The sequence below is a fragment of the Nitrospira sp. Vd2 genome (assembly GCF_979581665.1).
The window spans coordinates 41,208-66,632 of record NZ_CEFZSK010000037.1 but is presented as its reverse complement, the minus strand read 5'-3'; the positions used below and the strand labels follow the sequence as shown (position 1 = coordinate 66,632).

At 62.0% G+C, this 25,425-nt stretch carries 21 protein-coding genes; 17 read left to right on the top strand and 4 right to left on the bottom strand.

Annotation, left to right across the window (positions count from 1 at the left end):
* Positions 1–155 precede the first annotated feature (155 nt).
* The 4 genes from AC1U7K_RS13775 to AC1U7K_RS13760 all read right to left on the bottom strand — a co-directional run bounded on the left by AC1U7K_RS13775 (position 156) and on the right by AC1U7K_RS13760 (position 2,508).
* Positions 156–617 carry a TraR/DksA family transcriptional regulator gene (locus AC1U7K_RS13775; protein WP_480252005.1) on the bottom strand — a complete coding sequence of 154 codons (462 nt, stop codon included), beginning with the start codon at positions 615–617 and terminating at the stop codon, positions 156–158.
* 366 nt (positions 618–983) lie between these two features.
* Positions 984–1,106 carry a hypothetical protein gene (locus AC1U7K_RS13770; RefSeq protein WP_480252004.1) on the bottom strand — a complete coding sequence of 41 codons (123 nt, stop codon included), beginning with the start codon at positions 1,104–1,106 and terminating at the stop codon, positions 984–986.
* A gap of 31 nt (positions 1,107–1,137) precedes the next feature.
* Positions 1,138–2,310, bottom strand: coding sequence for an AI-2E family transporter (locus AC1U7K_RS13765; RefSeq protein ID WP_480252003.1), 1,173 nt, complete (start codon positions 2,308–2,310; stop codon positions 1,138–1,140).
* On the bottom strand, positions 2,311–2,508 hold the full coding sequence (locus AC1U7K_RS13760) for a hypothetical protein (RefSeq protein ID WP_480252002.1): 198 nt from the start codon (positions 2,506–2,508) through the stop codon (positions 2,311–2,313).
* Positions 2,509–3,108: 600 nt separating this feature from the next.
* On the opposite strand from AC1U7K_RS13760, the gene AC1U7K_RS13755 reads away from it, so the two are divergent.
* The 17 genes from AC1U7K_RS13755 (at position 3,109) to AC1U7K_RS13675 (ending at position 25,362) form a co-directional block, all read left to right on the top strand.
* Positions 3,109–3,435 (top strand): PilZ domain-containing protein, encoded by a 327-nt coding sequence (locus tag AC1U7K_RS13755; RefSeq protein WP_480252001.1) that lies wholly within the window; start codon positions 3,109–3,111, stop codon positions 3,433–3,435.
* Positions 3,436–3,482: 47 nt separating this feature from the next.
* The gene (locus tag AC1U7K_RS13750; protein WP_480252000.1) at positions 3,483–4,670 is read left to right on the top strand and encodes a class I SAM-dependent rRNA methyltransferase; all 1,188 of its coding nucleotides are present in this window, start codon (positions 3,483–3,485) and stop codon (positions 4,668–4,670) included.
* A 313-nt stretch (positions 4,671–4,983) separates the two neighbouring features.
* Positions 4,984–6,006: a glycosyltransferase family 9 protein gene (locus tag AC1U7K_RS13745; RefSeq protein WP_480251999.1), complete on the top strand. Its 1,023-nt coding sequence runs from the start codon at positions 4,984–4,986 to the stop codon at positions 6,004–6,006.
* Positions 6,006–7,037 (top strand): glycosyltransferase, encoded by a 1,032-nt coding sequence (locus AC1U7K_RS13740; protein WP_480251998.1) that lies wholly within the window; start codon positions 6,006–6,008, stop codon positions 7,035–7,037. Before AC1U7K_RS13745 ends, AC1U7K_RS13740 begins: the two co-directional genes overlap by 1 nt.
* Positions 7,034–8,968, top strand: a complete 1,935-nt coding sequence (locus AC1U7K_RS13735; RefSeq protein ID WP_480251997.1) for a glycosyltransferase — start codon at positions 7,034–7,036, stop codon at positions 8,966–8,968. Before AC1U7K_RS13740 ends, AC1U7K_RS13735 begins: the two co-directional genes overlap by 4 nt.
* A gap of 9 nt (positions 8,969–8,977) precedes the next feature.
* Positions 8,978–9,703, top strand: coding sequence for an SDR family oxidoreductase (locus AC1U7K_RS13730; protein ID WP_480251996.1), 726 nt, complete (start codon positions 8,978–8,980; stop codon positions 9,701–9,703).
* Positions 9,704–9,790: 87 nt separating this feature from the next.
* Positions 9,791–10,450, top strand: a complete 660-nt coding sequence (locus tag AC1U7K_RS13725; RefSeq protein ID WP_480251994.1) for a D-glycero-alpha-D-manno-heptose-1,7-bisphosphate 7-phosphatase — start codon at positions 9,791–9,793, stop codon at positions 10,448–10,450.
* Positions 10,437–11,564, top strand: a complete 1,128-nt coding sequence (locus AC1U7K_RS13720; RefSeq protein WP_480251993.1) for a glycosyltransferase family 9 protein — start codon at positions 10,437–10,439, stop codon at positions 11,562–11,564. Before AC1U7K_RS13725 ends, AC1U7K_RS13720 begins: the two co-directional genes overlap by 14 nt.
* Positions 11,545–13,290: a carbamoyltransferase family protein gene (locus tag AC1U7K_RS13715; RefSeq protein ID WP_480251992.1), complete on the top strand. Its 1,746-nt coding sequence runs from the start codon at positions 11,545–11,547 to the stop codon at positions 13,288–13,290. The genes AC1U7K_RS13720 and AC1U7K_RS13715 overlap by 20 nt, the downstream gene beginning before the upstream one ends.
* A gap of 25 nt (positions 13,291–13,315) precedes the next feature.
* Positions 13,316–14,398, top strand: a complete 1,083-nt coding sequence (locus AC1U7K_RS13710; RefSeq protein ID WP_480251991.1) for a glycosyltransferase family 2 protein — start codon at positions 13,316–13,318, stop codon at positions 14,396–14,398.
* Between the two features lie 191 nt (positions 14,399–14,589).
* Entirely contained in the window at positions 14,590–14,967 is a 378-nt protein-coding gene (locus AC1U7K_RS13705) for a class I SAM-dependent methyltransferase (protein WP_480251990.1), read from the top strand.
* Positions 14,967–16,562: a glycosyltransferase gene (locus AC1U7K_RS13700; RefSeq protein WP_480251989.1), complete on the top strand. Its 1,596-nt coding sequence runs from the start codon at positions 14,967–14,969 to the stop codon at positions 16,560–16,562. The genes AC1U7K_RS13705 and AC1U7K_RS13700 overlap by 1 nt, the downstream gene beginning before the upstream one ends.
* 106 nt (positions 16,563–16,668) lie before the next feature.
* Complete coding sequence (locus AC1U7K_RS13695; protein ID WP_480251988.1) at positions 16,669–17,130, top strand: bactofilin family protein; 462 nt, start codon at positions 16,669–16,671, stop codon at positions 17,128–17,130.
* 504 nt (positions 17,131–17,634) lie between these two features.
* Positions 17,635–18,402 (top strand): PEP-CTERM sorting domain-containing protein, encoded by a 768-nt coding sequence (locus AC1U7K_RS13690; protein ID WP_480251987.1) that lies wholly within the window; start codon positions 17,635–17,637, stop codon positions 18,400–18,402.
* Between the two features lie 220 nt (positions 18,403–18,622).
* Entirely contained in the window at positions 18,623–21,001 is a 2,379-nt protein-coding gene (gene lon, locus AC1U7K_RS13685; RefSeq protein ID WP_480251986.1) for an endopeptidase La, read from the top strand.
* A gap of 183 nt (positions 21,002–21,184) precedes the next feature.
* On the top strand, positions 21,185–22,780 hold the full coding sequence (locus tag AC1U7K_RS13680; protein WP_480251985.1) for a hybrid sensor histidine kinase/response regulator: 1,596 nt from the start codon (positions 21,185–21,187) through the stop codon (positions 22,778–22,780).
* A 110-nt stretch (positions 22,781–22,890) separates the two neighbouring features.
* Complete coding sequence (locus AC1U7K_RS13675) at positions 22,891–25,362, top strand: tetratricopeptide repeat protein (protein ID WP_480251984.1); 2,472 nt, start codon at positions 22,891–22,893, stop codon at positions 25,360–25,362.
* Positions 25,363–25,425: the final 63 nt, after the last annotated feature.

Here is a 25,425-nt window from a genome sequence, read left to right as displayed (position 1 = left end):
GGGTTCGTGCGTCAGGGGGATGACGAAGGGACGAAAGGGCCGCCCGCCGTTCCGTTATCTTCGACGTGCCGACGATCCTGATTCCTGTTCAGGCGGACACAATGTAGGGCGCGCCGGGTTCACCGTCTCTCGAACGGGTGCCGGCGCACACCCAGTTACATTTCGTGGCGGTCCGGCTCTTTTTCGATCCGCTCAAGGAGCTCCGCCTGGCGTTGGCAATCGACGCACCGCCGGGCAAACGGCACAGCTTTGAGCCGTTCGGGGCTGATCGGCCTGCCGCAGTCCTCGCAGATGCCGTACGTCCCTTCTTCGAGACGACGCAACGCCTCGTCCACCTGGTTCCGCATACGGTTTCGAATTTCGAGTATCGAGATTTGCTGATCGCCCGTTGCGTCCTGAAGCGAGAGATCGCCGGGATCGGCGACCGATTGCTCGCGTTGCAGCCGCTGGTCCGTGCGCCGTTGCGCCAACAGCTCGTCGATTTCTCGCGTGAGGGCCTGCCGCCGCTCCAAGAGCATCCGTCGTAGACTCTCCTTCCGGCTGTCCTGCTCAATGCCGCTTGTTCCGTTGGCGACACCGTTGGCGCCGCCTCGATTCTGAACGTCCTGTCCGTTCATGATCATCCTCCTCGTTAGCGCCACAGTTTAGATCGACCTTCGGCTCGCATGATGTCGGCCATAGGTGAAGTCGATGCAGTGCCGTCGATGAACGGCAACGAGAGGAGACGACCGACGTTCGAGCCTCGGTGTCAGGCCGACGAACGATGCACACCCGTCGTTGATACCCGAAATGGTCATCCGTGTGGTATGGAACGCCAACGGATCATGACGCACGAATACGAAAAAGGACCGACGCACAAGGAACCTCGCCAAGAGCCGCCCACGCCGGCACCACCGGTGAAGGAGCCCGAGCCATCCGAACCTCCGCGCGAAGAGCCGCCGGAACACGACGAGCCGTTGCGGGCCAGGGCACTCTCGGATCAGCTATTTAGGCTCCAGCGCGTCGGTCTGCATCAAGGCGACCCACAGGTAATCCCACAACGCCACGACGACGACAAAGAAGACGACGATCACTGTGATCGCGATCACGAGACTACGTCGGCTCACGGAACGATCACCACGCTGCCTCGTCTGCCGCTCAGTGTTCGGCGGCCCATTGCTCCCACCGCGGCAGAATCAGTTCCTGAAACACGATTTTGATACAGGCGGCGATCGGAATGGCGACGACCAAACCGACGACACCCGCAATGGCGCCGCCCAAAAAGACGACGATCAACACCGTCAAGGCGCTCATATCGGTGGATTGACTTTGAATCCACGGTGTGAGGAGCCAGCTTTCGACGAACTGCACGGCCAAGTACGGCACGCTGGGCCAGAAGAAAATGGACATGAAGGTCAGGCCGTCACCGTTGCCAGACGTGACGACGTCCAGATACTTGAGCAGAATCGCGAGCGGCCACCCAATGGCCGACGCATACGGCACAATCGTCAACAGGCCGGTCGCCGCACCGAGGAGAAACCAATAGGGCACGCCCGTGAAGGCCCAGCCGGCGGCATACATCACCCCGCTCAGAATGGCGATCAGCACGCGGCCGCGAAAAAAGCCGCTGACCGCGTCATCCATCCGCCGGATCAAGTTGAGCGTGACCGGCTTGCGACTGGCGGGCCACCATCGCCAGATAGTGAACAGCATTCGATCGAAGTGCCAGGCAAAGAAAAAATAGTAGATGGGAAGCAAAATGACGAAGAGCGCGACTTCAGTGGTCGCGCCGATCACCTGACCGATCACGCCGACGGCCTGTGTCGTGCCCAGGAACAGCGGCTGGAGCACCGATAGAGGGTTGTCTCGCAGTCGGTCCATCAACGTGGTCAATTGAGCGGAGACGCCGATTGTCACGCCGTACCGGGTGGTCACACTTTCAACGTACTGCGGCGTCTTCCTCGCGAGCGTCTGCACTTGGTCCATCACGAGCGGGCCGAGCCACGCGACGACGATCCCGCCGAGGACGCCCAGGATCAGCAATAACACCGCCGTCGTGATTGGCCGCGGGAGCCGCCATCTCGCTTCCGCATAGCGCAGCAGCGGGTTGCTCAGATATGCCAGTGTGAGGGCGATCAAAACGGGGGTGAAGACGTCGCGAAGGAGGTATGCCGCCCACAACAATCCCGCGACGGCCCCAATCCAACAGAGGTCGCGAATCGGCGTAATTTCCCACAGGTGCCGATCTGCCGTCGGGCGATGCTCCTGCGCGTGGCGGCGAGAGTCGGCACCTTCAGTGCGACGGGACGGCAGTGGATCACGGGCAGCCACTTAGCGGCCTTGCGGCGTTGGATCGTAGCCGTAATAGGACTGCGTGATGGCACCGACGACGATCGTGACCACGAAGAAGATCAGCAGAAAGTAGAAGGCGACGCGAAAGGTGCTGGTGTACGGCGTTCGTAGCACCCCAAACCCATACAGCGCCGTCAAAACAAGAACCACTGCTAGAATCAGCCCGACTATCATCATAGTGGCTCTCCCTTGTCAGTCCACTCAGTCCAGTCCAGTCGATGAGTCTCCCGCCACATGCCGGCCGCCGGTACGGCTGCCTCAGCCATTGGATACCGACGCGGATCGTCACTAAAATCCATAAGATCCGGCATCACTCTCCTGACTTCTGGATCCGTAGTGGATGAAGACCGGAGCAAGCGGACACCGCCGATTCCACGACATAGCTGGTTCGTATCGTTGCCATATCCATACCGCCTTGTTGCCCCGAACCGGGGGCGGCGGGGGATACGCAAACTTCTGCGATTTGCGCGGAGCAGGCGTGTTCCGACTCGGAAGAGTGAATGCGAGGCGGAATCCGCCGGACAGGCTGTCCCCTTGCAGGGACAGGTTGACTGCGGCCGTGTACGCTCTGTCTACACCAAACGCCGGTTCTGCTCGCCGCTCAATGCGCGCCTTCGACTACGTTCTCACGTGTGCTCCTTCACGTGCGGCTCCACAAGGAGTGCCGGGAGTCGCACGTAGCATCAGTACGCCAGCATCGACACGATGGATTGAGATTGCATCGTCGATCGCGTTTCACGTACCGTACCCCGGCACTGCTTCTGTGAGGGGTCGACGATGCAGCCACGGACATCTGAACGGTTTCGCTATCGTGTGCGGGTGTTTTTTGCTGGTATCGAAAACGACGTGGAAGGGGAAGGCACGGTTGCAGATCTGTCGAAAGGCGGGTGCCGGATCGAAAGCGAGACGCAGCCGCCCATCGGGACTGAAGTGAAACTCTCCTTATTCATGCCTGACTTTTCATGGCCGATGAAGGTCGATCGCGCGGCGGTACAGTGGGTCAAAGGCGAGATGTTCGGTGTCCGATTCCTCTCCTTACAATCCGCCCAGCAGGAGCGGCTCACTCGCTGTATCATGAAGCTCAAACAGCAAGCGGGATACTAGCCGACTCTATCTGCCGAGCCTACGGATCAAGGACAGCCACCACCATCATGGTTGAGCGCGTGTCGGGAAAGGTGCGTATCCGGCGGCAACGAGCAGATCGCGTCGCGGCCGGGTATCTGTGGCTGTTCGCCGGCGACCTCGATCGGGTTGAGGGCAACCCGGCGCCCGGCGACCTTGTCGATGTCGAGCTTCCCTTCGGCAAATTTGCCGGGCGCGGGTTCTACAACCCGCAGTCGAAAATCCACGTGCGGCTTCTCACGCTCGAGGATGAGCCGATCGATGACGCCTTCTGGCGGCGGCGCATCCGCGAAGCCGTCGTCCTTCGCGCACGCGTCGTGGCCGGTACCACTGCCTACCGCCTGCTCTACGCAGAGGGCGACCGGCTGCCGGGCTTGATCGTCGATCGGTATGGCGATCTCCTTGTCATGCAGGCCGTGTCGTATGGCATGGATCAACGCAAAGAGCATCTTGCCCGTCTTCTCTGTGACGAGAGCGGGGCGAGCGCCGTCTACGCCCGGCATGACGCAAAGAGTCGTGTCTTGGAAGGGCTTCCGCTGGAGCGCCGCTTTCTGCTTGGCGAGCATCCGACCACCGTCGAAATTTACGAGGGCAAGGCGCGCTTCATGGTGGATGTGGAACGGGGCCAGAAGACTGGATGGTTCTGTGACCAACGCGAGAATCGTGAGGCGGTGGCTGACTTATCTGAGGGCGCCGACGTGCTGGAGGTGTTCTGTCATACAGGCGCATTTGGGATCCGTGCCGGGTTGGCGGGGGCCGCCGCCGTGCGGGGTGTCGATGTGAGCCAGGAGGCGCTTGGGTGGGCACGCCGGCATGCCGATATGAACGGTCTCGCCACGATCGCCTCCTATCAATCGGCGGACGCATTCGAGGCATTGCGCGAGCTCGATCGCCAGGGGGCGCGGTTCGACATGGTGATCGTCGACCCGCCGGCATTTGCGAGCAGCAAGCACGCGGTGCCGCACGCGATCGCCGGCTATAAGGAGATCAATCTTCGCGCCCTGCGTCTACTCCGACCCGGCGGCTTCCTCGTAACCTGCTCGTGCTCTCAGCACGTCGGTGAGGGGCCGTTCATGGCGCTCGTCGTTGAAGCCGCCCGGGATGCCGGAAAGCAGTTGCGCCTCCTCGAGGCACGGTCGCAGTCTCGAGATCATCCCGTGCTCGTTGCGATGCCGGAGACGCGTTATCTGAAATGCCTGCTGTTCCAAGCCTGGTAGAGGCGTGTTCGCCCTCCTCACGGACTTTCGAAATTCGACATAAGCCGAGCGACAAAAATGGTGGACACGTCCGTTTCGCCAACCTGCGAGACGGGCTGCCCACCCGTTCGTAACTGCGCGTGAGTTCGCCGCCTGCTTCCCGCTGTTGACGCACACCACCGCGCCGACAGGACGATCCTTTAGTCCGGGACTCGTAATAGAGAACCGTGCTCCGGTTTACGCCGTCCCTGTACACGCTTTACGTGCATTCGCTGATGTTTGCCGTCGCTCGCCTTCGGTTAAGACAACGTTAGGTGAAGCGCGTGATGTCGACATGACACTAGACTTTCGTGCCGGGCCGATTAAGAGCATCGCCATCGTGCGTGCCCTGTTTTTGGGCGATCTGCTCTGTGCCGTGCCGGCCTGGCGGGCGTTGCGCGCGGCGTTTTCGCATGCCCACATCGCGCTCATCGGGCATCCGTGGTCCCGATCGTTCGTCGCGCGCTTTCCCCACTATCTGGACGAATGGATCGAGTGCCCGGGTTTCCCCGGATTGCCCGAGCAACCGGTCGTCCCGACGGCACTTCCATCCTTTCTCTCTGCGATGCAGGCCCGCGGATTCGATCTGATCCTGCAAATGCACGGGAGCGGCCGGTATGTCAACGGACTGGTAGCTTTGCTCGGTGGCCGGATGACCGCCGGCTTCGTCGTGCCCGGAGATTTTTGCCCGGATCCAGGCCGTTTCATGCCCTATCCCAACGACATCTCGGAGGTGCATCGGCATCTGCGTTTGATGGAGTTCCTCGGCATCCCGCTGAAAGGCAGTGACCTGGAGTTTCCGCTGACGGCGGCCGACCAAGAGGCGTTTGCCGCCATGCCTGAGGCAGCCGTGCTGAGGTCATCACCGTATGTCTGTATACATCCCGGCGGTCGCGGCGCTAGCCGACGCTGGCCGCCACATCAGTTCGCCGCGGTCGCCGACGAGCTGGGCAGAAGAGGGTTCCACATCGTCCTGACCGGTACCGCGAACGAAGCGGCATTGGCCGAGGCCATGCAGGAGCGCATGACGACACGACCGGTCAATCTCGTCGGCCGAACGGACCTCGGGACTCTCGGTGTGCTCCTGAGTCAGGCCCGGCTCCTGGTCGCGAACGACACCGGCGTGTCCCATGTGGCGGCGGCGCTGCGCGTGCCCAGCGTGGTCGTCGTGACCGGGTCCGATCCCGTGCGCTGGGCGCCGCTCGATCGGACGCGGCACCGAATCCGGCTCGGTGCGGAGGCGACCGCGGAAGCAGTTCTCCAGGATGTCGACACCCTGCTCGTCGAGGAACCGTGTGAAGCCGGAGAGGTGTGCTGATGGTGCACCCAGGCGCGCTCAGAGTCTTCACCTGGCACGTGCACGGCAATTATCTCTACTATCTGACGCAGACGCCTCACCACTTCTATCTGCCCGTTGGACGCTCATCTCCCGGCTATGCCGGTCGGGCGCCCGGCTTTCCGTGGTCGGACCGGGTTCATGAGGTGCCGATTGACCGGATCCCGGACTACGACTTCGATTGCATTCTGTTTCAGTCGAAGCAGCACTACCTGGTTGACCAATTCGAAATCCTGTCCGACGCCCAGCGGTGCCTCCCACGAGTTTTTCTCGAGCACGACCCGCCTCAGGAGCATCCGACGAACACGCGCCATGTGGTCGACGACCCGGCGGTTCTGCTCGTCCACGTCACCCCATTCAACGAACTGATGTGGGACAGCGGACGGGTCCGGACCCGGGTGATCGAGCACGGCGTGCTGGTCCCGCCGACCGCACGCTACACGGGGGAACTCGACCGAGGCCTCGTGGTCGTCAACGGCCTCCGGCGACGCGGGCGGCGTCTGGGGGCCGATGTGTTCGAGCGCGTCCGTGCCGATGTGCCGTTGGATCTCGTCGGGATGGAATCGGAAGCGGCCGGCGGGCTGGGCGAAATTTCGCACGACGAGTTGCCGGCCTTCATGTGCCGCTATCGGTTTGTCTTCAACCCGATCCGCTACACGAGCCTCGGCCTAGCGGTGTGCGAAGCGATGATGCTCGGGATTCCCATCGTTGGCCTGGCCACAACCGAGATGGCGACCGCGGTGGAATCAGGCGTCTCGGGCTACGTCGACACGGACGTCGAACGATTGATCGACCACATGCGGCGTCTGTTGGCGGACCGCGAGGAAGCGCGTCGGCTGGGCGCGGGTGCCCGGCGAACGGCCTTGCGACGGTTCGGCATCGACCGGTTCGTGCAGGATTGGGACCGCGCGTTTACGGACGTCGCAGGCCGGCATCGTGGAGCGGGCGGACCGAGCCCGGAGCGACGCGCCCGGGCTACTCACCCGGCGGCCATCACACAGGAGATCCGATGACGAAACAAATTGCGCTGATCAGCGAGCACGCGAGCCCGTTGAGTGTGTTGGGCGGCGTCGATTGCGGCGGGCAAAACCTCTACGTCGGGCAAGTCGCCAAGGCCCTGGCGGCGATGGGGTACGACGTCGATGTCTTCACCAGGCGCGATAGCGAGATCCTGCCCGAAACCGCGGAGTGGGTGAACGGCGTCCGGATCGTGCACGTGCCGGCCGGCCCACCAACCTTCGTTCGGAAGGAAGATTTGCTGCCGTACATGGAGGATTTCACCGACTACGTCGTGAAGTTCTGCCGGTGCCAACGCAAGGCTTACGATCTCGTCCATGCCAACTTCTGGATGTCGGGGCTCGTCGCGGCAGAGTTGAAACGCCGGCTCGGCATTCCGTTCGTGATCACCTTCCATGCGCTCGGTCGCGTTCGTCGGCAGCATCAACGCCAAGCCGACGAGTTTCCGGACACGCGGTTCGAAGTCGAAGATCGGATTGTGCTCGAGGCCGATCATATCGTCGCCGAGGCCCCGCAGGACGAAGAGGATTTGATCCGGCTGTACAACGCCGATCCGTCCAAGATCACCATCATCCCCTGTGGGTTCGATCAAACCGAACTGTGGCCCATCAGCAAGGCGCTCGCCAGAATCTCGCTGGGTTTGCCGCCCGACAGTCGCGTCATCGTCCATGTCGGGCGGATCGTGCCGCGCAAGGGCATCGAGACGGTGATCCGCGGGTTCGCCTGTCTGCTGAAAGAGCACCACATCGAGGCCAAGCTGTTGGTGGTGGGCGGCGAGTCTGACGATCCTGATCCCGAGCGAACGCCGGAAATCGGGCGGCTACAGGCCATTGCGCGAGAGGAAGGGGTGGCGGATCTCGTCACGTTCGTCGGCCGGCGTGGACGGGACACACTGAAATACTATTACAGCGCCGCCGATATCTTCGTCACGACCCCGTGGTATGAACCCTTCGGGATCACGCCAGTGGAGGCGATGGCGTGCGGCACGCCGGTGGTCGGCGCCAACGTGGGCGGCATTAAATTTACCGTTCGGGACAGTGAAACCGGCTATTTGGTCCCGCCGAACAACCCGCAGGCCCTGGCCGAGAAGCTCGCCCATTTGTATCGACACCCGCAGCTCCTGACCGTCTTCGGTCGCCAGGCCGTCCAACGTGTGAACGACCTGTTCACGTGGCAGAAGGTGGCCAAAGCTCTCTCAGCGCTCTACGAGAGCGTGTTGATCGCGAATCAGCCCGAGCAATGGGCGCACCATGATCAAGCGGTGGTCGTCGATCGCGGATTCGACCAGACGATGGAAGTGATGCAGGAGAGCCGCCGACGGCTGCGCACCCTGGTGTTGGAGGCGGCGCAGGCGGTGAGCAGTTGTTTCGCGCGTGGCGGCAAGGTGCTGATCTGCGGCGAAGGGGACAGCGGCGCGGATGCCGAATATCTTGCCGCATCGTTCGTGAGCCGGTTTCGATCGGACCGTCCCGGCCTGCCCGCGCTGTCGTTGAATGCCGGGAGCGCCTATTTCAGGTCCGACGCCGGCGGAGATGCGATGTTTGCGCGCCAGGTCGAGACGTTCGGCCAGCCCGATGACGTCTTCATCGGCATCAGCACCGTCGGCTTGTCCCGGCCCCTTCTGCAAGCGTTCAAGGCGGCGCAGCGGCGAGGCCTTCGCACGATCGCGCTAGTCGGCCTGCAGGGGGCCGAGCATCGTCGCCTGGCCGACGTCGTGCTGATGGTGCCCTCGTCCGATCGCTGTTCCATCGAAGAGGTCCACTTGGTCTTGCTCCATCTGCTCTGCGGGCTCGTCGATGAGCGTCTGGCCGTCGACGATCGCTTCGCGGCCGGAGACCGGACCGGGTCGGTATGGGAGTTGCCGCGACGGGCGGGGCTCGCGAATCGACGAAGTCGGGTCGGCGCCGCACGAGCGGGAAGGAAATAGGAGGGCACGATGCGGGACTTGCAGGGTCAGGTTGCATTCATTACGGGGGGCGGCTCCGGGCTCGGAGAAGCACTGTGCCGAACGCTCGGCGAGGCCGGCATGAAAGTCGCGGTCGCGGACATCCGGCATGAAGCTGCCCAGACGGTGGCCGAGAAGCTTGGGCACGACGGGATGACCACGCTGCCGGCGGTCTGCGACGTGGGCAACACGCGGCAGGCCGAGGAGGCCGTCCGACGCGTCATCGACAAACTGGGTCCGATCGACGTGCTGATCAACAACGCGGCCATCGATCGGACAGTGTCGATCGAAGAGCTGACGTTCGACGAGTGGGACCGCATCATGTGTACGAACCTCCGAGGGCCGTTCGTCCTCTCGAAGATCGTGCTGCCCCTGATGAAGGAGCGGCGGGCGGGGCAGATCGTGAACATCGTGTCGACCGCGGCGAAACGGGCTTGGGCGAATGCCGCCGCCTATCATGCGAGCAAGTGGGGGCTCTTGGGCTTCAGTCATGCGCTGCACGTCGAGGCGCGACCGCATCAGGTGAAAGTGACGGCCGTGATCAGCGGCGGGATGCGGACGCCGTTCTTGCTCGACCGGTTCCCCGACATTGACCGGGGAACCTTGCAGGACCCCCGCAACGTCGCCGAGACTGTGCGTTCCCTGTTGCAGTTGCCGCCCGAGACCGTCGTCCCGGAGATCACCGTGATCCCGCTTCGCGAGACGTCGTGGCCGTGAGGAAGTGCTGAGTGGAGAAACAATGCTGCGTGAGGTGTAGGTGAAAAGGTGAAGGGAGCCCGGCTGTTCGCATAGAGGGATTCGATCGTGAACGTATTGCAGACCGATCACTCAGCCCTCAGCACTCGGCACTCAGCACTGAAGAAAGCCCTCTTCGTCGACAAGGACGGAACGCTCATTGAAGACGTGCCCTATAGCTGCGATGTGGCGAGAATCCGATTGCTGCCCGGGGCGGGCGAGGGGTTGCGGCGACTCGAGGGTGCCGGGTTTCACGTCATCGTCGTCTCCAACCAAGCCGGCGTCGCGCACGGTTATTTCGAGGAGCGCGCGCTTTGGTCGGTCGCCGCGGCGTTGGAAGGTCTGTTGGCCTCGGAGGGGGTGACCCTGAAAGGCTTCTATTACTGCCCGCATCACCCAGAAGGGATGGTTGCGGCATACGCAGTCGAATGTCTGTGCCGGAAGCCGGGTCCGGGCCTGTTACAGCGCGCGGCCAATGAATGGGGCGTCTCGCTGGCCGAGTCGTGGATGATCGGCGACATCCTGCATGACGTGGAAGCGGGCCACCGCGCCGGCTGTCGCACGGTCCTGATTGACAACGGTCATGAAACCGAGTGGCGTCTCGGCGGTCGGCGGTGGCCCGATCATGTGGCCCGGGACCTCAAGGAAGCGGCTCGGTTGATTGTCGGCTGCGATGAGTGGGAAGCCTCCGACGCCGTTGAGGTGAGGCCAGCCTATGAATCTGTCTGAGCAGGACCGCGCCTGGGAGCGGGCGATCCGTATCCTCTGTATTCGGCTGGATACCTTGGGTGATGTCATCATGACCGGGCCAGCCGTGCGTGGCTTGAAGGAATCGGTTCCCGATCGTCACGTCACGTTGCTGTCTTCTCCATTGGGCGCCGAGGCCGGCCGGCTTCTTCCCGGCGTGGATGAGGTCGTGGTGTATGAGGCGCCGTGGATGAAAGCGACGGCCCGGCGCGTGACCAGTGAGCCCGACTTGCTATTGGTGGAGCAGCTGCGGGCCGGTCGCTACGATGCGGCCGTGATCTTCACGGTCTACAGCCAAAGCGCGCTGCCGGCGGCGCTACTGTGTTATCTCGCCGGCATCCCGATGAGGCTCGCGCACTGCCGCGAGAATCCCTATCAGTTATTGACGCATTGGGTCCGGGAAATCGAACCCGATACCTGTCTTCGGCATGAAGTGCGACGTCAACTCGACCTCGTCCGCACCGTGGGCGCCCGACCGTCCGATGAACGGTTGGCGCTGCGGATTCCGGAAGACGCGTTCGCGGCGATCGATCGGCTGCTCGGCGACATCGTGGGTCGCGACGAACGGTGGGTCATCGTGCATCCGGGTGCGAGCGCCCCTTCGCGGCGCTATCCAGCCGAAAGCTTCGGGGCCGTTGCGGAGTCCGTGGCGCGCGCCGCAGACTGTACCATCCTCTTCACCGGCACCGAGCCGGAGCGAGACCTGATCGAGGGGATCCGATCGTCGCTGAGTGTCCGCTCCCATTCGCTGGCCGGTCTGCTCGATCTCCCGAGCTTTGCGGCCTTGCTTGCCCGCGCCCCGCTCGTGATCTCGAACAATACAGGAGCGGTCCACATCGCCGCCGCCGTTGGCACACCGGTCGTCGATCTCTACGCGTTGACGAATCCGCAGCACACGCCCTGGCAAGTCCCACACCGCGTCCTGTTTCACGACGTGCCGTGCAAGTATTGCTACAAGAGCATCTGTCCGGAGGGCCACCACGACTGTCTCCGTCGTGTGACGCCGAACACCGTGGTCCATGCCGCGATGGAGCTCTTGGAGCAGGCGACCGCGTCGCCATGGAAAGGAGTGCCGCTTGTACACCCTCGGTATTAACGCCGCATTTCATGATCCGTCCGCGTGTCTCGTCCAGGACGGCCGGCTCATCGCGGCCGCCGAAGAAGAGCGCTTCACGCATATCAAGCATGGGAAGCGGCCTATTCCGTTCACGGCCTATGAGCTGCCGTTTCACGCGATCGATTTTTGTCTCCGGGCCGCCCGAATCAACCTCACGGATGTAGACCACATTGCCTACTCATACGATCCATACATCCTGCTCGACGGCCGCTCAACCGATCCGGCGATCTTTTTGCCACTGGAGCCCAGTGCCGCGCCGCCGGCCGGCTGGGAGTCGCCGTGGGAGCCGTTGTTTCTCTCCTACGTGATCAACGCGCCGCGACACTTGGCGTCGGGCGTCCCGCATCACCTGAGGGCGCTTTTCAAGGGCGCCCGTCCGGATGGTCCGTTTCGGTGGCATTTCGTCGCGCATCACGTCGCCCACGCGGCGAGCGCGTTTCACGCATCCCCGTTCGAGGAGGCCGCCGTATTGACCTTGGATGGCCGAGGTGAGCGCGCGACGACCAGCTACAGCCTGGGCCGTGGAATCTCACTCGAGGGACTCGGGCAGGTCGAGATGCCGCACTCGCTCGGCATCTTGTACGAGCAAGTGACGAGCTATTTGGGATTTCTGCATTCCTCCGATGAATACAAGGTCATGGCGTTGGCTTCCTATGGCAAGCCTCGGTACGCCGAACAGTTCCGGGACATCGTCCGAGTCAATGGGGACGGCCACTATACCGTCGCCGCGCCGCGCCTTATCGAGCGCTTCGGTCCGTCTCGCGAGCGGGGCGGGCCACTTGAGCAGCACCATTACGATGTTGCGCGGTCGCTTCAACTGGTGATCGAGGAAACGGTGCTCGAGCTTGTCGCGTGGCTGCATCGCACGACAGGTGTGGGCCGGCTGTGCTTGGCCGGCGGCGTCGCGCTGAATTGCGTGATGAACGCGAAGATCCGCGATCGCGGCCCGTTTCATGATGTCTGGGTGCAGCCGGCGGCCGGCGACGCGGGCACCGCCCTTGGGGCCGCACTGTGGGTCGACGCGCGAGAACGTGCCGCCCCTTCGGCACGGCGCTCGGCGATGGAGCACGCATTCTTGGGACCATCCTATAGTGATGAAGAGATCCATGCGTTCCTCGTCCGCTCCAAGTTAGCCTATCGCCGTCTCGAAGATGTAGCCGAAGAGACCGCCGACTTGCTGGCTGATGATCAGATCATCGGGTGGTTTCAGGGCCCGATGGAGTTCGGCCCTCGCGCCCTCGGCGGCCGGTCGATTCTGGCGTCGCCGCTGAGCGCATCGATGCAGGATCGCCTCAATGCAATTAAGGATCGAGAGGACTTCCGCCCGGTCGCCCCAGTTGTCTTGGAGGAGGAAGCCGCGAATTGGTTTGCACCAGGCAGGGTGTCGCCCTTCATGTTGTTCGTCGATGAGGTACGGTCCGACAAGGCGAACCGAATCCCGGCCGTCCGCCATGTCGACGGCACCGCCCGCGTGCAGACGATCAATCGCGAGCAGCACCCGCTTTACTATGACCTCATCAAAGCCTTTGAGCGACGGACCGGCGTGCCCGTCCTCGTCAACACCTCCTTCAACACGCGTGGAGAGCCGATCGTCTGCTCCCCGCGGGATGCCATTGAGTCGTTCTGGACCTCGCCGCTCGATGCGCTCGTGATCGGCTCGTTCTTGCTCAAGAAGAAGTCCGGAGTGATGAGTGCTGAGCGTTGAGTCTAAAACTATCGGGATGTGAACAATGAAGGCAGGCTCGAAAAGTCAGGAAGCCGGACAGCTATCGTTCCTGTCTCCTTCTTCAGCTGTTTCCACGTCCGACTTCCTCTCATCTCAGCGCTCGGCACTCAGCAGTCAGCACTGTCTCGTCTCCATCGTCGTGCCGACCTACAAGCGTCCGGACCTGCTCGACCGGTGCCTCGGTGCGCTGTGCAATCAGACGCTCGATGCGGCGCAGTACGAAATCATTATTGTGGATGATGCGCCGGGAGGTGAGGCAGGGTCGGTGGTCGAGCGCTGGGCCGAGCGGGGACGGCCCCGAGTCGTCTATCTTCTCGTCACCGACCGCCATGGCCCCGCCGCCGCGCGTAACATAGGATGGCGTGCCGCACAGGGTGAGATCATCGCCTTCACCGATGACGATTGCATTCCGGCTCCGGATTGGTTGACAGCAGGCCTGCGGTGTTTTGAAGACGAGGGGGTGGCAGGGGCGTGGGGGCGGATTGTCGTCCCGCTGCCGCCGGTGCCGACGGATTATGAGAAATCGGTCGCCGGACTGGAGCGAGCGCCCCTCGCCACCGCCAACTGTTTCTACCGCCGCCGCGTTCTTGAGGAAGTGGGCGGATTCGATGAGCGATTTACACGTGCGTGGCGAGAAGACAGCGATCTGCAGTTCGCGATTCTCGAGCGAGGGTACGGCTGTTTGGCCCAACCCGAGGCGGTGGTCATCCACCCGGTACGCCCCGCGCCATGGGGCGTCAGTCTGCGGCTCCAGCGCAACAGCGTCTTCAATGCCCTGTTGTTCAAGAAACATCCCGTGCTCTACCGCGAACACATTCAAGAGGGACCGCCCTGGCACTATTATCGGGCCGTCCTGTCACTGGTTGCGGCGCTTCTCGCCGGGCTGATGGGATGGGGAGTCGCGGCCGTCGCCGCATCTTGTGTCTGGCTCGGATCCACCGCCGCGTTTTGCCGGCGACGCTTGAAGGGAACGTCTCGCCGGATCAGTCATCTGGCGGAGATGGTCGTGACGTCAGCTCTGATTCCGCCGCTGGCGGTCTTCTGGAGATTGTACGGGGCCGTGAAGTATCGGGTGGCCTTCCTGTAGCAGGGTGCCGTGGTTCCCGTTTCGTTCGGTGTGCCTGTTCGGCGCCTCAACTGGGGTTGTGGGCCGTGTGCGGCCGCGGGCTGGATAAACTCCGACATCCGCGCCGGTGAGGATATCGATCTTCCCTGTGACATCCGTGAAGGATTGCCGGTCGCCTCGAACTTCTTCGATACATCGTCACGATTCATGCGTTGCAGGATCTGCCGTACCTCGACGTGCTTCCGGCCTTGGGCGAGCTGCATCGCGTCCTGAAGCCGCGCGGGGTGCTCCGCATCGGCGTCCCGGACCTCGATCGCGCGATTGCCGCGTATCTCGACCGTGACACGCGGTACTTCTATGTACCGGATGCCGATGCCGCAACCCCCGGTGCCAAGCTGGTCACGCAGATCATTTGGTATGGATCGGTCCGAACGCCGTTTACATTCGAGTTCGCCGATGAGTGGCTGCGCAAGGCGGGATTTGGTGACGTGGTGCGCTGTGCCTATAAACAGACGAAGAGTCCGTACACGGATATCGTCGCGCTGGACAACCGCGAGCGCGAGACCTTGTTCATTGAGGCGGTGAAGTAATGGACGGAATCGACGGGTTCCAAGGCGGCCTGGTCGTCATCTCTCCGCACTGTGACGACGCGGTCTTTGCCTGCGGTTGTCTCCTTGAAGCCCATCCGGGTTCGACAGTGGTGACCGTTTTTGCCGGGAGCCCGCCGGCCGGCCACGCGATCACTGAATGGGATCGTGCGGCTGGATTTGAAGCGGCTGATGATGTCATTGGCATTCGCCGAGCGGAAGACGCATCGGCGCTGGCACTGCTCGACGCGCGACCCGTCTGGCTGAATTTCTGTGACAGTCAGTATGGACAGACCCCGTCCCGCGGCGCGATTTCCACTGCACTCAGCGACGTCTTGGACCGAGTGCCCGGCGAGAATCTGCTTGTCCCGCTCGGGCTGTTTCACAGCGATCACCTTCTCGCGCACGAGGCCGCCCTTGCGCTGATCGACCGCTATCCTGCACGGCGATGGTTCCTCTACGAGGATGCGCTCTACCGACGCATCCCGGGCCTTGTCGAGGAGCGGATCCAAGCCTGCGAGGCTTGGGGCGTTCTCTTGGAACCCGTTATCGGCCACTCACAGCTCGCGAGCACACGCAAGGAGGCCGCCGTTCACTGTTATTGCTCACAACTACGCGCGCTCTCCACGGCTGGGCGGCCCGGCTACGCAGATGCATTTGCCCCTGAACGCTACTGGCGGGTGAGGAAGATCCGGCACAGGGTTAGTGCGGCGAGGAGTGGTGTCCCCATGACCGTCGTCATTCCGACCTTTAACCGCGTCGAAGAGGTGACGGCGACCGTGAGCCGCCTCTCATCGCGTCCTGAACGGCCTCGCGTCATTGTCGTGGATAATGGATCGATCGACGGGACGGCAACTCGACTCCAGTCGCGCTTCCCGGAGATCACGGTGATTCGCCTCGACGAGAACCAAGGTGCCGCAGCAAGGAATGTGGGAATCAAGGCGGCGGCGACCGAATACGTGGCGCTGTGCGATGACGATGCCTGGTGGGCGCCAGGCGCACTCGCACGCAGGGCCGCACTGCTCGATCGCCATCCCCGGCTCGCGGTGATTACCGCGCGTGTGCTGGTCCTTCCCGGCGGGGTGGAAGATCCGACCTGCCGCCGGATGGCGCTGAGCCCTCTCCCGCGTGATCCAGGTTTGCCGGGGGCGCCGATTTTGGGATTCTTGGCCGGCGCCTCCATCGTTCGGCGGTCGGCGGTATTGAGCGTGGGTGGGTTCGAGCCGCGATTCTTGATCGGTGGAGAAGAAGCGTTGCTGGCGCTCGATCTCGCGGTCGCCGGCTGGGCGATGGTGTACGTGGATGATCTGGAGGTCTACCACCGGCCATCGCCGAGCCGCGATGTAGGGGCACGAAGCCGGCTGCTGTGCCGGAATGCCTTATGGCTGTCGTGGCTTCGGCGGCCCTTCCACGTTGCGCTTCTCCATACCTTTCGCGCGTTACGCGCGGCGGCGAAGGACCGATGGACAGCCTTCGGGATTGCACAAGCGTTCACCGGGCTTCCATGGGTGCTGACCCATCGTCAAGTCCTGCCGCCTCGGCTAGAGGCGTGCGTGGCCGAGTTGGAGCGGCTTGATACGAAGGCCCAGCGACCGTAGTAGGACTATTGTCCTACAGACAAAGCGAAATGAAGCTGATATGACAATGCCCCTCGTCAGACTATCGTCACGCGACTGGTTAACCGTTTAGCGACAGGGGGCAGGTATGTGGAAGAAAGAGGGTGAAACTCCGGCGCCAAAATCGGCCGCCGGGGAGGCGAGTACTGCGAGCGGAGATATCATCGCCTTTGTGGGGAAGGGCGTCGAGGTCAAAGGGGCGATCGCGTACGAAGGTACGGTTCGCGTCGATGGCCGCGTGGACGGTGAGATTCAAACCAACGGTGTCTTGATCGTGGGAGAGGAAGCGGTCATTACCGCCAAAGTTCAGGCGGGCACGGTCATCAGCAAAGGCAAAATCACCGGGGATGTGATCGCGACAGAGCGGGTCAAGCTGATGGCGCCGGCGGTGCTCAGCGGATCCATCCAGGCCCCGATTTTCTCCATTGAGGAAGGGGTCACGTTTGATGGCACGTGCGAGATGACCGGAGAGGAGGCCCAGCCGGTTCAGCGGGAACAAAGCGTACGAGCCGTCAACCCGGGTGCGAATGTCAAACGGATGACCGGCTAGCAAGAGTCGGGAGCAGTCCGCAGGGCTGCTCCCGCTTTGCGTTGCCCATGTCGGTTCCGCGTCCGTGTTTCCTGTCTTTCCGATGTCTCCTATGTTCGCCGCGTCGATTCGGTCCTCAGCTGTGCTCGTGTCCATCCTAATCGCTGGTCAGTACCGCCACAACGTTGAAGACATCGCGAAGGTCTGGCCGCGGACGCTGACCAGTCTGCTCTCATCTCCTGGCCGCTGCTGCCGTTGACATACATTGCCCTCCCGTTCAATGCATTAGTCCTTAGGCAATGTCTAAATTGTCATAACAAATCGCCAACTTAATTAATTGGGGCCTTGCTGCTACAGGCGAGCAGTGCAAGGGGCAGGTGACAGCTAGGTAAGTCTCACATCCATTGGTTGGTAGAAACGCAAGATTTTTGACATTTAAACAATAGTTTATGGTTGTGGCACACTGCCTGCTCCTTTCACCCCCGACCGACATTCAACCCGGTCGACGAGGAAAGGAGGATTTTTATGGGTGTACGATGCCGCATGATGAGCACGGGCCTTGCGACGCTGGCCCTTGCGCTCGTCAGCACGGCTGCATTTGCCGCCCCGGTCAATTTTCAAGTGAATCCGGGGGTGGTGGGCGCGCCGCAGTCTTCGTTTACAGCAGGAACCGTCGATTTCAGCTATCAAGCCACGGTCAACCAACAGACGACCGGGGGCGCGAGCACGTGTACGGTGGCGAACCCGTGTAATTTTCAAGAGACGGGGACGGGGTCGTTCAGCAATTTCAAGCAAGCTGATTTCACGACTCCCGTCATCAATAGCGGACTCAATCAGAGCCCTGGCTATACGCTGACCGGACAATTTAGCGGTGCCGGGACCGTTGTGCCTCTGACGGGGTCTACGGGCCTGACGGCCACATTCTCATCGTTCAAGCTCGATCTGTTCGCCAACGGCACACAGGTGGGGACTTCGACGGGTCTCGTCAGCGGGCAAGCACACGTGTTCGGGGCGGACCTTGCCAAGGGTGACTTCCACGTTGTCGTCAATTTCCAACCGGTCGGCGGATTCTTCAGCGGGCCGTTCCAGCTGAACATTGCTGACTTTGCGGGCAACAACACGAACGTCAGCGGATTCACGTTTGGAAGCTTCACCGGCGGAACGATTCAAGGCTCCGGCAATTTGACCTTCCAGACCCAGAACCAGCCTGTCATTCCCGAGCCAGCTACGTTGCTGCTGCTCGGCACGGGTTTGGCGGCGCTTGGCTTGTGGCGGTCGCGACAGGTCAATTGACATCGATATATCTGCGGCGGCGCGGTGTTGGTATCGCCGCGCCGCCCTTCCGTCGACTTGACCGCTCGCTCTGAACGCCGGCTCACATTCCATTCCCCCACCAGACTGCTGTCATCCGCGGCCGGCACAGACCGGTCGTGACTTAGCCCCTTTCCATTCCAAGAATCATGGTTACCTCGCGTAGCACGTGTTTCTGAACCCTTAAACTTTGAGGTATTCCGTGGATCAAGTTCTGGAGAAACCGATTGTGACCTTGCCCGTGTTGCCGATTAAGCGGTCGGTGCTGTTCCCCGGTGTGATGCTTCCAATCACCGTGGGCCGGCCCCGGTCGGTTGCGGCGCTTGAAGCCGCGTTGAAGACCGAAGAGAAAACCATCCTTGTCGTCGCGCAGCGCAACCCTGATCTCGAAGAGCCGTCCCTTGACGATCTCTTTACAATCGGCGTGAAGGCGGTGATCAAGCAGGTCGCGCGCACCAATGAAGGCGTCATGCAAACGCTGCTGCAAGGCGTCGACCGGCTGGTCCTGTTGAGGGCGGAGCAGAACGAACCGTTTCTGTTCGTCCGGGCGCGCCAACTCGAATCCGCCTCTGATATGAGCGCGGAAATCGATGCGTTGCATCGCGCGATCCTCGACAAGGTCGACGAGCTGCCGGGGTTGATTCAATCGCCCGGCATTCGTGAGGTGGTTCAGGCATTACATGCCGAGCGCGATCCCTCGACCTTGGCTTATCGCGTGGCCTCGCTTTTGAACCTCACCGTCGAAGCCGAGCAAGCGCTCCTCGAGGCATCGTCGCGGGAAGATCTGCTGCGCCGGCTCTACACGTCCCTCACTCATGAAGTGCAGGTGTTGCAGCTTCGGAACAAGATCGCGAGCGAAGCGCAGGCGGAAATCGGGAAATCCCAGCGAGAGTACGTCTTGCGTCAGCAACTGAAGGCGATTCAGCAGGAGTTGGGCGAGACCGAAAGCGAGGATTCGGAGCTTGCGCATCTCAAAGAGCAAATCGAAAAGGCCGATCTTCCCGAGCTCGTACGGAAGGAAGCCGACCGGGAACTGGCTCGGCTCGCGAAGACGCCGGCTGCCTCACCGGAGCATCAGGTCATTCGTAACTACTTGGAGTTGGTCCTGGAGCTGCCATGGACGAAGGCTTCAACCGACGAGTTGGCGCTTGGCCGAGTCCGCCACGTGTTGGATGAAGACCATTACGGCATCCAAGAAGTGAAGGAGCGGATCGTCGAGCACTTGGCGGTGTTGAAGCTGAACCCGGGTGCGAAGGCGCCGATCCTGTGCCTCGTCGGTCCGCCGGGGGTCGGCAAGACGAGCCTGGGCCAGTCGATCGCGCGCGCGATGGGACGCACGTTCGAGCGCATGAGTCTTGGCGGCGTCCATGACGAGGCGGAATTGCGCGGGCACCGTCGCACGTACATCGGGGCAATGCCGGGACGACTCATTCAAGCCATTCGCCGAGCCGGGGTCAAAAACCCTGTGCTCATGCTGGACGAAGTGGACAAGATGGGCCGTGATTTTCGAGGCGATCCTGCGGCGGCATTATTGGAGGTCCTCGATCCGGCACAGAACCATACGTTCCGCGACAACTATTTGGATTTGCCGTTCGATCTGTCGCAGGTCTTTTTCATTACGACGGCAAACGCGCTGCACCCGATTCCGCAGCCGCTGCTCGATCGTATGGAAGTCATCCGCCTCCCGGGTTACAGCGAGCAGGAAAAGGCGCAGATCGCTCGGCGATACTTGTGGCCGCGTCGGCTGAAGGAAGCCGGGCTCACGGACGAGCAAGTCACGCTGGACGACAAGGGGTTGAACGAGATCATTGCCCGATACACCAGAGAGGCCGGCGTGCGACAACTCGAACAAATGCTCGGGCGGCTCACTCGTAAGGTGGCCTTGAAACGGTCCGAGTCCGAAGCCGGCAACGAGCCGGTCAGGATCGATCGCGACCGATTGGCGGATTGGCTCGGCACCGAGCGGTTCATGCCGGAAGAGGCACGAAAGAAGTTGCCGGCCGGCGTCGCGACCGGGCTTGCATGGACGGAGGCCGGGGGCGACGTGCTCTACGTCGAAGCGACGCTGCTCCCTGGCGGCCGGGGCCTCACTCTGACAGGTCAGCTCGGTGAGGTGATGCAGGAGTCGGCACAAGCGGCGCGCAGCTATCTCTGGTCGCACGCGGAGTCATTGGGCCTCGATGTGGGGCGATTCCGACGAAATGCGGTCCACATCCACGTGCCGTCCGGAGCGATCCCGAAGGATGGGCCATCGGCGGGGGTGACCATGGCGACGGCCCTCGCGTCGCTCTACCTGAATATTCCTGTACGGAGCGACACGGCGATGACTGGGGAAATCTCTCTCAGCGGGCTCGTGCTACCGATCGGCGGCGTGAAAGAGAAAGTCCTCGCCGCTCGACGTGCCGGCATCAAGCGGGTGATTCTCCCGAAGGCCAACCAGAAGGATCTTCGGGAAGTCCCAGAAGACAACCGCGCCGATATGACGTTCATCTTTGCCGAAACCATCGATGATGTCTTGTCGGCGGCCTTGCAGGAGGCGTTTGCCGCACAGGCGCGACGTTTTGAAATGGTCTGTGGCTGACAGGGTCGTACCCGGTGAGCACTGAATGGCTGTCGCGCCATTCACTGCTCGCCGGGTTCTCTCGTACCAGCGTTCGAAATCCCTCTTTCTGGACAGTTTTCACCTCCGAAGGTACCTTTCTATATCAGTTCCAGTGGCGGCGGGGGTCTGCGTGGAGCCGCCTGCCCCATTTACGAGAGGGCCATGACGGTTCCCGGAGGCGCGCATCCTCACAGTCTCGCTGTTCCAGAGAGACGCTTCGATCGTCTGATCCAGTTGTCTCCCGATATTATCTTTTCACTCTCCTCCGATTCGATCATCCTGTCGTTGAACCCCGCCTTCGAAGCCTTGACGGGGTGGTCCGATACCGAATGGATCGGTCAGCCGCTCTCAGCCTTAGTCTACATCGACGACGCGCAGGTCTTGTTCGAAGCATTAAATGCGGTACGACGCGGACGGACGTCACGATTAGTCGAGCTTCGTCTCAGGACAAAAGGCGGAGAGTGTCTTTTTGTTGAGTGCTCCCTGTTCGCCGAAACAAGCGAGGGGGGCGAGTCGACCATCGTTGGTCTCGCACGCGATACCACGCTCCCCAAGCGCATGGCCGAAACCCTTCGACAACGGGAAGCGCAGCTCCAGCAAGCACAAAAAATGGAGGCGATCGGCCGATTGGCAGGCGGGATCGCGCACGATTTCAACAATCTTTTGACCATCATCACGGGCTATAGTCAGCTTCTGCTCGGTCGTTTGCGGACGGACGATGCCGTGCGCCCGGACGTCGAGGAAATCCGGAAAGCGGCCGTCCGGGCCGCCTCGCTGACGCAGCAACTGCTCACGTTTAGCCGGCGTCACGTCATGACGCCCAAGGTCCTGAACCTCAACACCGTGATCGAGACGCTGGATGCGATGCTGCAGCGGTTGATCGGCGAGGACGTGCACTTGGTCACGGCGCTGGCGCCGGACCTCGGCCGCATCCATGCCGACCCAAGCCAGATCGAACAGGTCATCATGAACCTCGTGATCAATGCGCGGGATGCGATGCCACAGGGCGGGCGAGTGACGATCGAGACGGTGATGATCGAAGTGACGACACCCTTCGATGCCGTCGACGGGCCCATCGCCCCGGGTCGCTATGTCGTCTTGTCGATTCAAGACAACGGTTGCGGGATGGATGCGGCGACCCAGGCGAGAATCTTCGAGCCCTTCTTCACGACCAAAGAGCAGGGGAAAGGTACCGGGTTGGGACTCGCGACCGTGTACGGTATCGTGAAACAAAGCAACGGGCACATCGTCGTCGAGAGCCGAGTTGGCGAAGGCACGAACTTTCGGTTGTATCTGCCGGTCGTCGAGCCAGTCCCCGATGTGGCCGAGGCTGCGAAAGCACCCGTCGCCGTACCGTCCGGAACGGAAACCATTCTGCTCGTTGAAGATGAGCCGACAGTCCGCGTGCTGATCCGAGATACGCTGCGGTCTTTCGGCTACACGGTCCTCGAAGCCCGACACGGCTTCGAGGCGCAGTTGATCGGCGGCCAGCGAGGCGGTCGCCTCCACTTGCTGATGACCGACGTCGTGATGCCTCAAATGAGCGGGCGCGCGCTCGCCGACGAGCTGCGCACCGCCCACCCCGACCTTAAAGTCCTCTATATGTCGGGCTACACGGAAAGCGCGATGATCGATCATGGCGTTCTCTCATCCGGAAGCGCATTTCTTCAAAAGCCGTTCACGCCGGAGTTGTTGGCTCGCAAGGTCCGCGAGACGCTTGATCGGAATCCCCGCCGACACAGTGGCCCTCCGGCCTAGTCTGTCCGGTCAGCAGCCTCCGTCTTGACGCTCGTGCGGCCGCATCTCGATTTCGACGAACCCCCAATCCGGTGCTACATTTACAGCGTTCGCCCGAGGAGTCTGCCACATTGAGAACCGACAAGGCCGCGAATCTGTTACAAGAGGCGCTCAAACAGATGAACGACGGCAAGTACAGCCGCTCGTTCGCGCTCCTAAAGGAGCTTCTTGCCGCCGACCCGTCGCATGCGGAGGCGCGCCGCCTCCTGGCCACTCTCTTGCTGAAATTCGGGAACCTCGGGACCGCCCGAACCGCCTTCGAAACGCTCGTGAAGGAAGCGTTTCAGCGGCAGGAGTACACCGAGGCGCAGTCGCTCTTGCGCGAGTACCTCAACGCTGCTCCCCGGTGCGTTGCATTTCTGGATCTGCTCGCCCAGGCACACGAACTGGCCGGCGATCCGCTGGCTGCCGTCTTTGAGTATGAAAAGGCCATCGAGGTGCTTCTCGCCGATCCGGACCCCGAGCGTCCCGCATACCCCCAAGAGCTGTTTGCCAAGATCATCAAACTAGCGCCCTCGAGTTTTGTCGCGAACCGCGTGGCGGCGCGTATGCCGGTCGCCTCGGCTCAATCGCCAAACCGAGAAAAGATCGAAGACACCAAAGAAGCTTCCGTCGACGTTGGAACTCCAGAGGTTGAGCCATCGGCGGGAGCTACGCCCACCCAAGAAGCGATTGCGCTCGAAGATGGGGACAGTGGGGCGGTTGCACCGTTCGATCAGGATGATCACGAAGACGACGAGGTTATGCCGCCATCGCCTGTGATCGAAGGCCGAGACCGGGAAGCTGATGACGATCGTGTGCCATTCCCCCCTGTGAATACTATGGCGCCGCCCGCACTCCACGAAGAGCCCGCCTCCAGCGTGAATATCGAAGAAGAAGCCGCAAATGAACCACCTACCGAGGCGGTCAGCGCGTCGGAGGATTGGAACGCCTCGACGACGAGTCAGCCGCTCGTGGAAAGCGAACCCGAGCCCCAACCGACACCATCCTTTTCGATCGCGGATACGGCACGACAATCGCCAAAGTCGCCGGATCTCTACTGGGAGCGTGTCACGGGAAACGCGTCTGTTCCGTCGGCGACAGAAAGTAGCTCAGCGGAGGGGACCAAGCGGCAGCGACGGCCTCCGGGTCCCGGTGTGCTCGGCCAACTCGCCAGCTTCATCACTGGGCAGATCGCGCTCTTGATCAAACGAATGGTGTGGCTGACCAGTTCGTTCACGCGTCTTACGATCGCGCTCATCGTCGCGATGGTGGTCTGGGTTGTTCTGCTCATCGCGGTGGTCGCCGGCACGTGGGTGCACCTCGAAGAAAAGCCGAGTGAGACGTTTCAGCGGCTCACCCGAAATGGGCCTCCGAAAGCGATCGAGGATCCAAATAATAATGGTTACCTGCTGCTTCTCGGGTTCGACGCAGAGGAGAGCCAAGATCCGCTGCGGATCGGGTACGATCGCTGGTTAACGGTCCATCCAGCACCGTACAGCGGGTGCTTCACGCAGGACCCGACAGGGCGGCTGATCATTCCCGGGCCGCACGAAGGGGGCGGGACATCGCGCTGGTTCAAAGTGCGGGACCCGATGGCCGAGTGGACGGCCGATGCCGCGCGAGTGCACAGCACGGTTGATCCGAAAGGAACCGGCCTGACGCGGTACAAGCAATGGTTGACATTGCCGTTTGATGACTGGGGGTTTGGCTACACCGGCGGGATGGCATGCGGCGAGATCCTTGACATCCACCGCCTCTATCTTGCCGACGGGGTTGGCCAAAATATCATGACGGTTCTGGATCGAATCGAAGCGGATGTGCAGGCGTGGAGGAAGGTTGCGGGCCAGTCGCGGACACTCGCGATGAAAATGCTCGCGGTTGCCGCGATCGACGATGATATGGCCGTGTTGAACGGCTTGCTCCAGCGTCCGAGCGTAGAGACCAAAGTGCTTCAGCGAATCATTCGAATCGCGAAACCACTGGACGCCGATGAGCGATCTATGAAATGGGCGGTGCAGAATGAGTTCGTCCTTCACACCAAGCGCATGGAGAACCGGCTAAGCCGGCGGTTCGAGCAGCCCTCACTCACCGGGGCGATGGTGCTGCGGATGCCGGTGCCCAAACAGCGAACACTGAACGCGTACGCGGACTACTATGACCGTGTCGCCACGACACCGTGGACCCGCAGCGGGAAGATGCCATCCTACTACGAGTTCGCCCATGCGCCCGCGCGGACCTGGACGGATTATCTGCTGAATCCCATCGACAACCTCATCGCCGCGGACGCGCCGTTGAATTGGCAGGTCATCAGCGGCATGGTGTTGGAGACGGATGCGCGAATCCGCCTGACAGGCCTGCAGGCACGCCTCCGTGCACCGTCTTCGGAACCCAACCCGATGGCTCGCGTGGCGCAAGCCGGTCCATCGTTCTTCGATCCGTTCACGGAACTCCCCATGCTCGTCAATCAGACGTCCCATGAGTTGTATAGCGTCGGCCTGGACGGCAAAGACGATCACGGGGATCCCGCTCTGGACGTCGCCGTGTCCTATCACCTCCCCTGAGTCACGCTCGAATCCCCGATCTTCCCCCAACCAGTCGGCGCTTGACACGCCACATGCCGTTCT

What these genes read in the sequence shown, in the direction of transcription:
- AC1U7K_RS13690 (WP_480251987.1), top strand. Translation starts at nt 17,635, where the DNA reads ATGGGTGTACGATGCCGCATGATGAGCACGGGCCTTGCGACGCTGGCC.
- AC1U7K_RS13745 (WP_480251999.1), top strand. Translation starts at nt 4,984, where the DNA reads ATGACACTAGACTTTCGTGCCGGGCCGATTAAGAGCATCGCCATCGTG.
- AC1U7K_RS13775 (WP_480252005.1), bottom strand. Translation starts at nt 617, where the DNA reads ATGAACGGACAGGACGTTCAGAATCGAGGCGGCGCCAACGGTGTCGCC.
- AC1U7K_RS13760 (WP_480252002.1), bottom strand. Translation starts at nt 2,508, where the DNA reads ATGATGATAGTCGGGCTGATTCTAGCAGTGGTTCTTGTTTTGACGGCG.
- AC1U7K_RS13680 (WP_480251985.1), top strand. Translation starts at nt 21,185, where the DNA reads ATGACGGTTCCCGGAGGCGCGCATCCTCACAGTCTCGCTGTTCCAGAG.
- AC1U7K_RS13735 (WP_480251997.1), top strand. Translation starts at nt 7,034, where the DNA reads ATGACGAAACAAATTGCGCTGATCAGCGAGCACGCGAGCCCGTTGAGT.
- AC1U7K_RS13730 (WP_480251996.1), top strand. Translation starts at nt 8,978, where the DNA reads ATGCGGGACTTGCAGGGTCAGGTTGCATTCATTACGGGGGGCGGCTCC.
- AC1U7K_RS13700 (WP_480251989.1), top strand. Translation starts at nt 14,967, where the DNA reads ATGGACGGAATCGACGGGTTCCAAGGCGGCCTGGTCGTCATCTCTCCG.
- AC1U7K_RS13740 (WP_480251998.1), top strand. Translation starts at nt 6,006, where the DNA reads ATGGTGCACCCAGGCGCGCTCAGAGTCTTCACCTGGCACGTGCACGGC.
- AC1U7K_RS13710 (WP_480251991.1), top strand. Translation starts at nt 13,316, where the DNA reads ATGAAGGCAGGCTCGAAAAGTCAGGAAGCCGGACAGCTATCGTTCCTG.
- AC1U7K_RS13720 (WP_480251993.1), top strand. Translation starts at nt 10,437, where the DNA reads ATGAATCTGTCTGAGCAGGACCGCGCCTGGGAGCGGGCGATCCGTATC.
- AC1U7K_RS13695 (WP_480251988.1), top strand. Translation starts at nt 16,669, where the DNA reads ATGTGGAAGAAAGAGGGTGAAACTCCGGCGCCAAAATCGGCCGCCGGG.
- AC1U7K_RS13755 (WP_480252001.1), top strand. Translation starts at nt 3,109, where the DNA reads ATGCAGCCACGGACATCTGAACGGTTTCGCTATCGTGTGCGGGTGTTT.
- AC1U7K_RS13750 (WP_480252000.1), top strand. Translation starts at nt 3,483, where the DNA reads ATGGTTGAGCGCGTGTCGGGAAAGGTGCGTATCCGGCGGCAACGAGCA.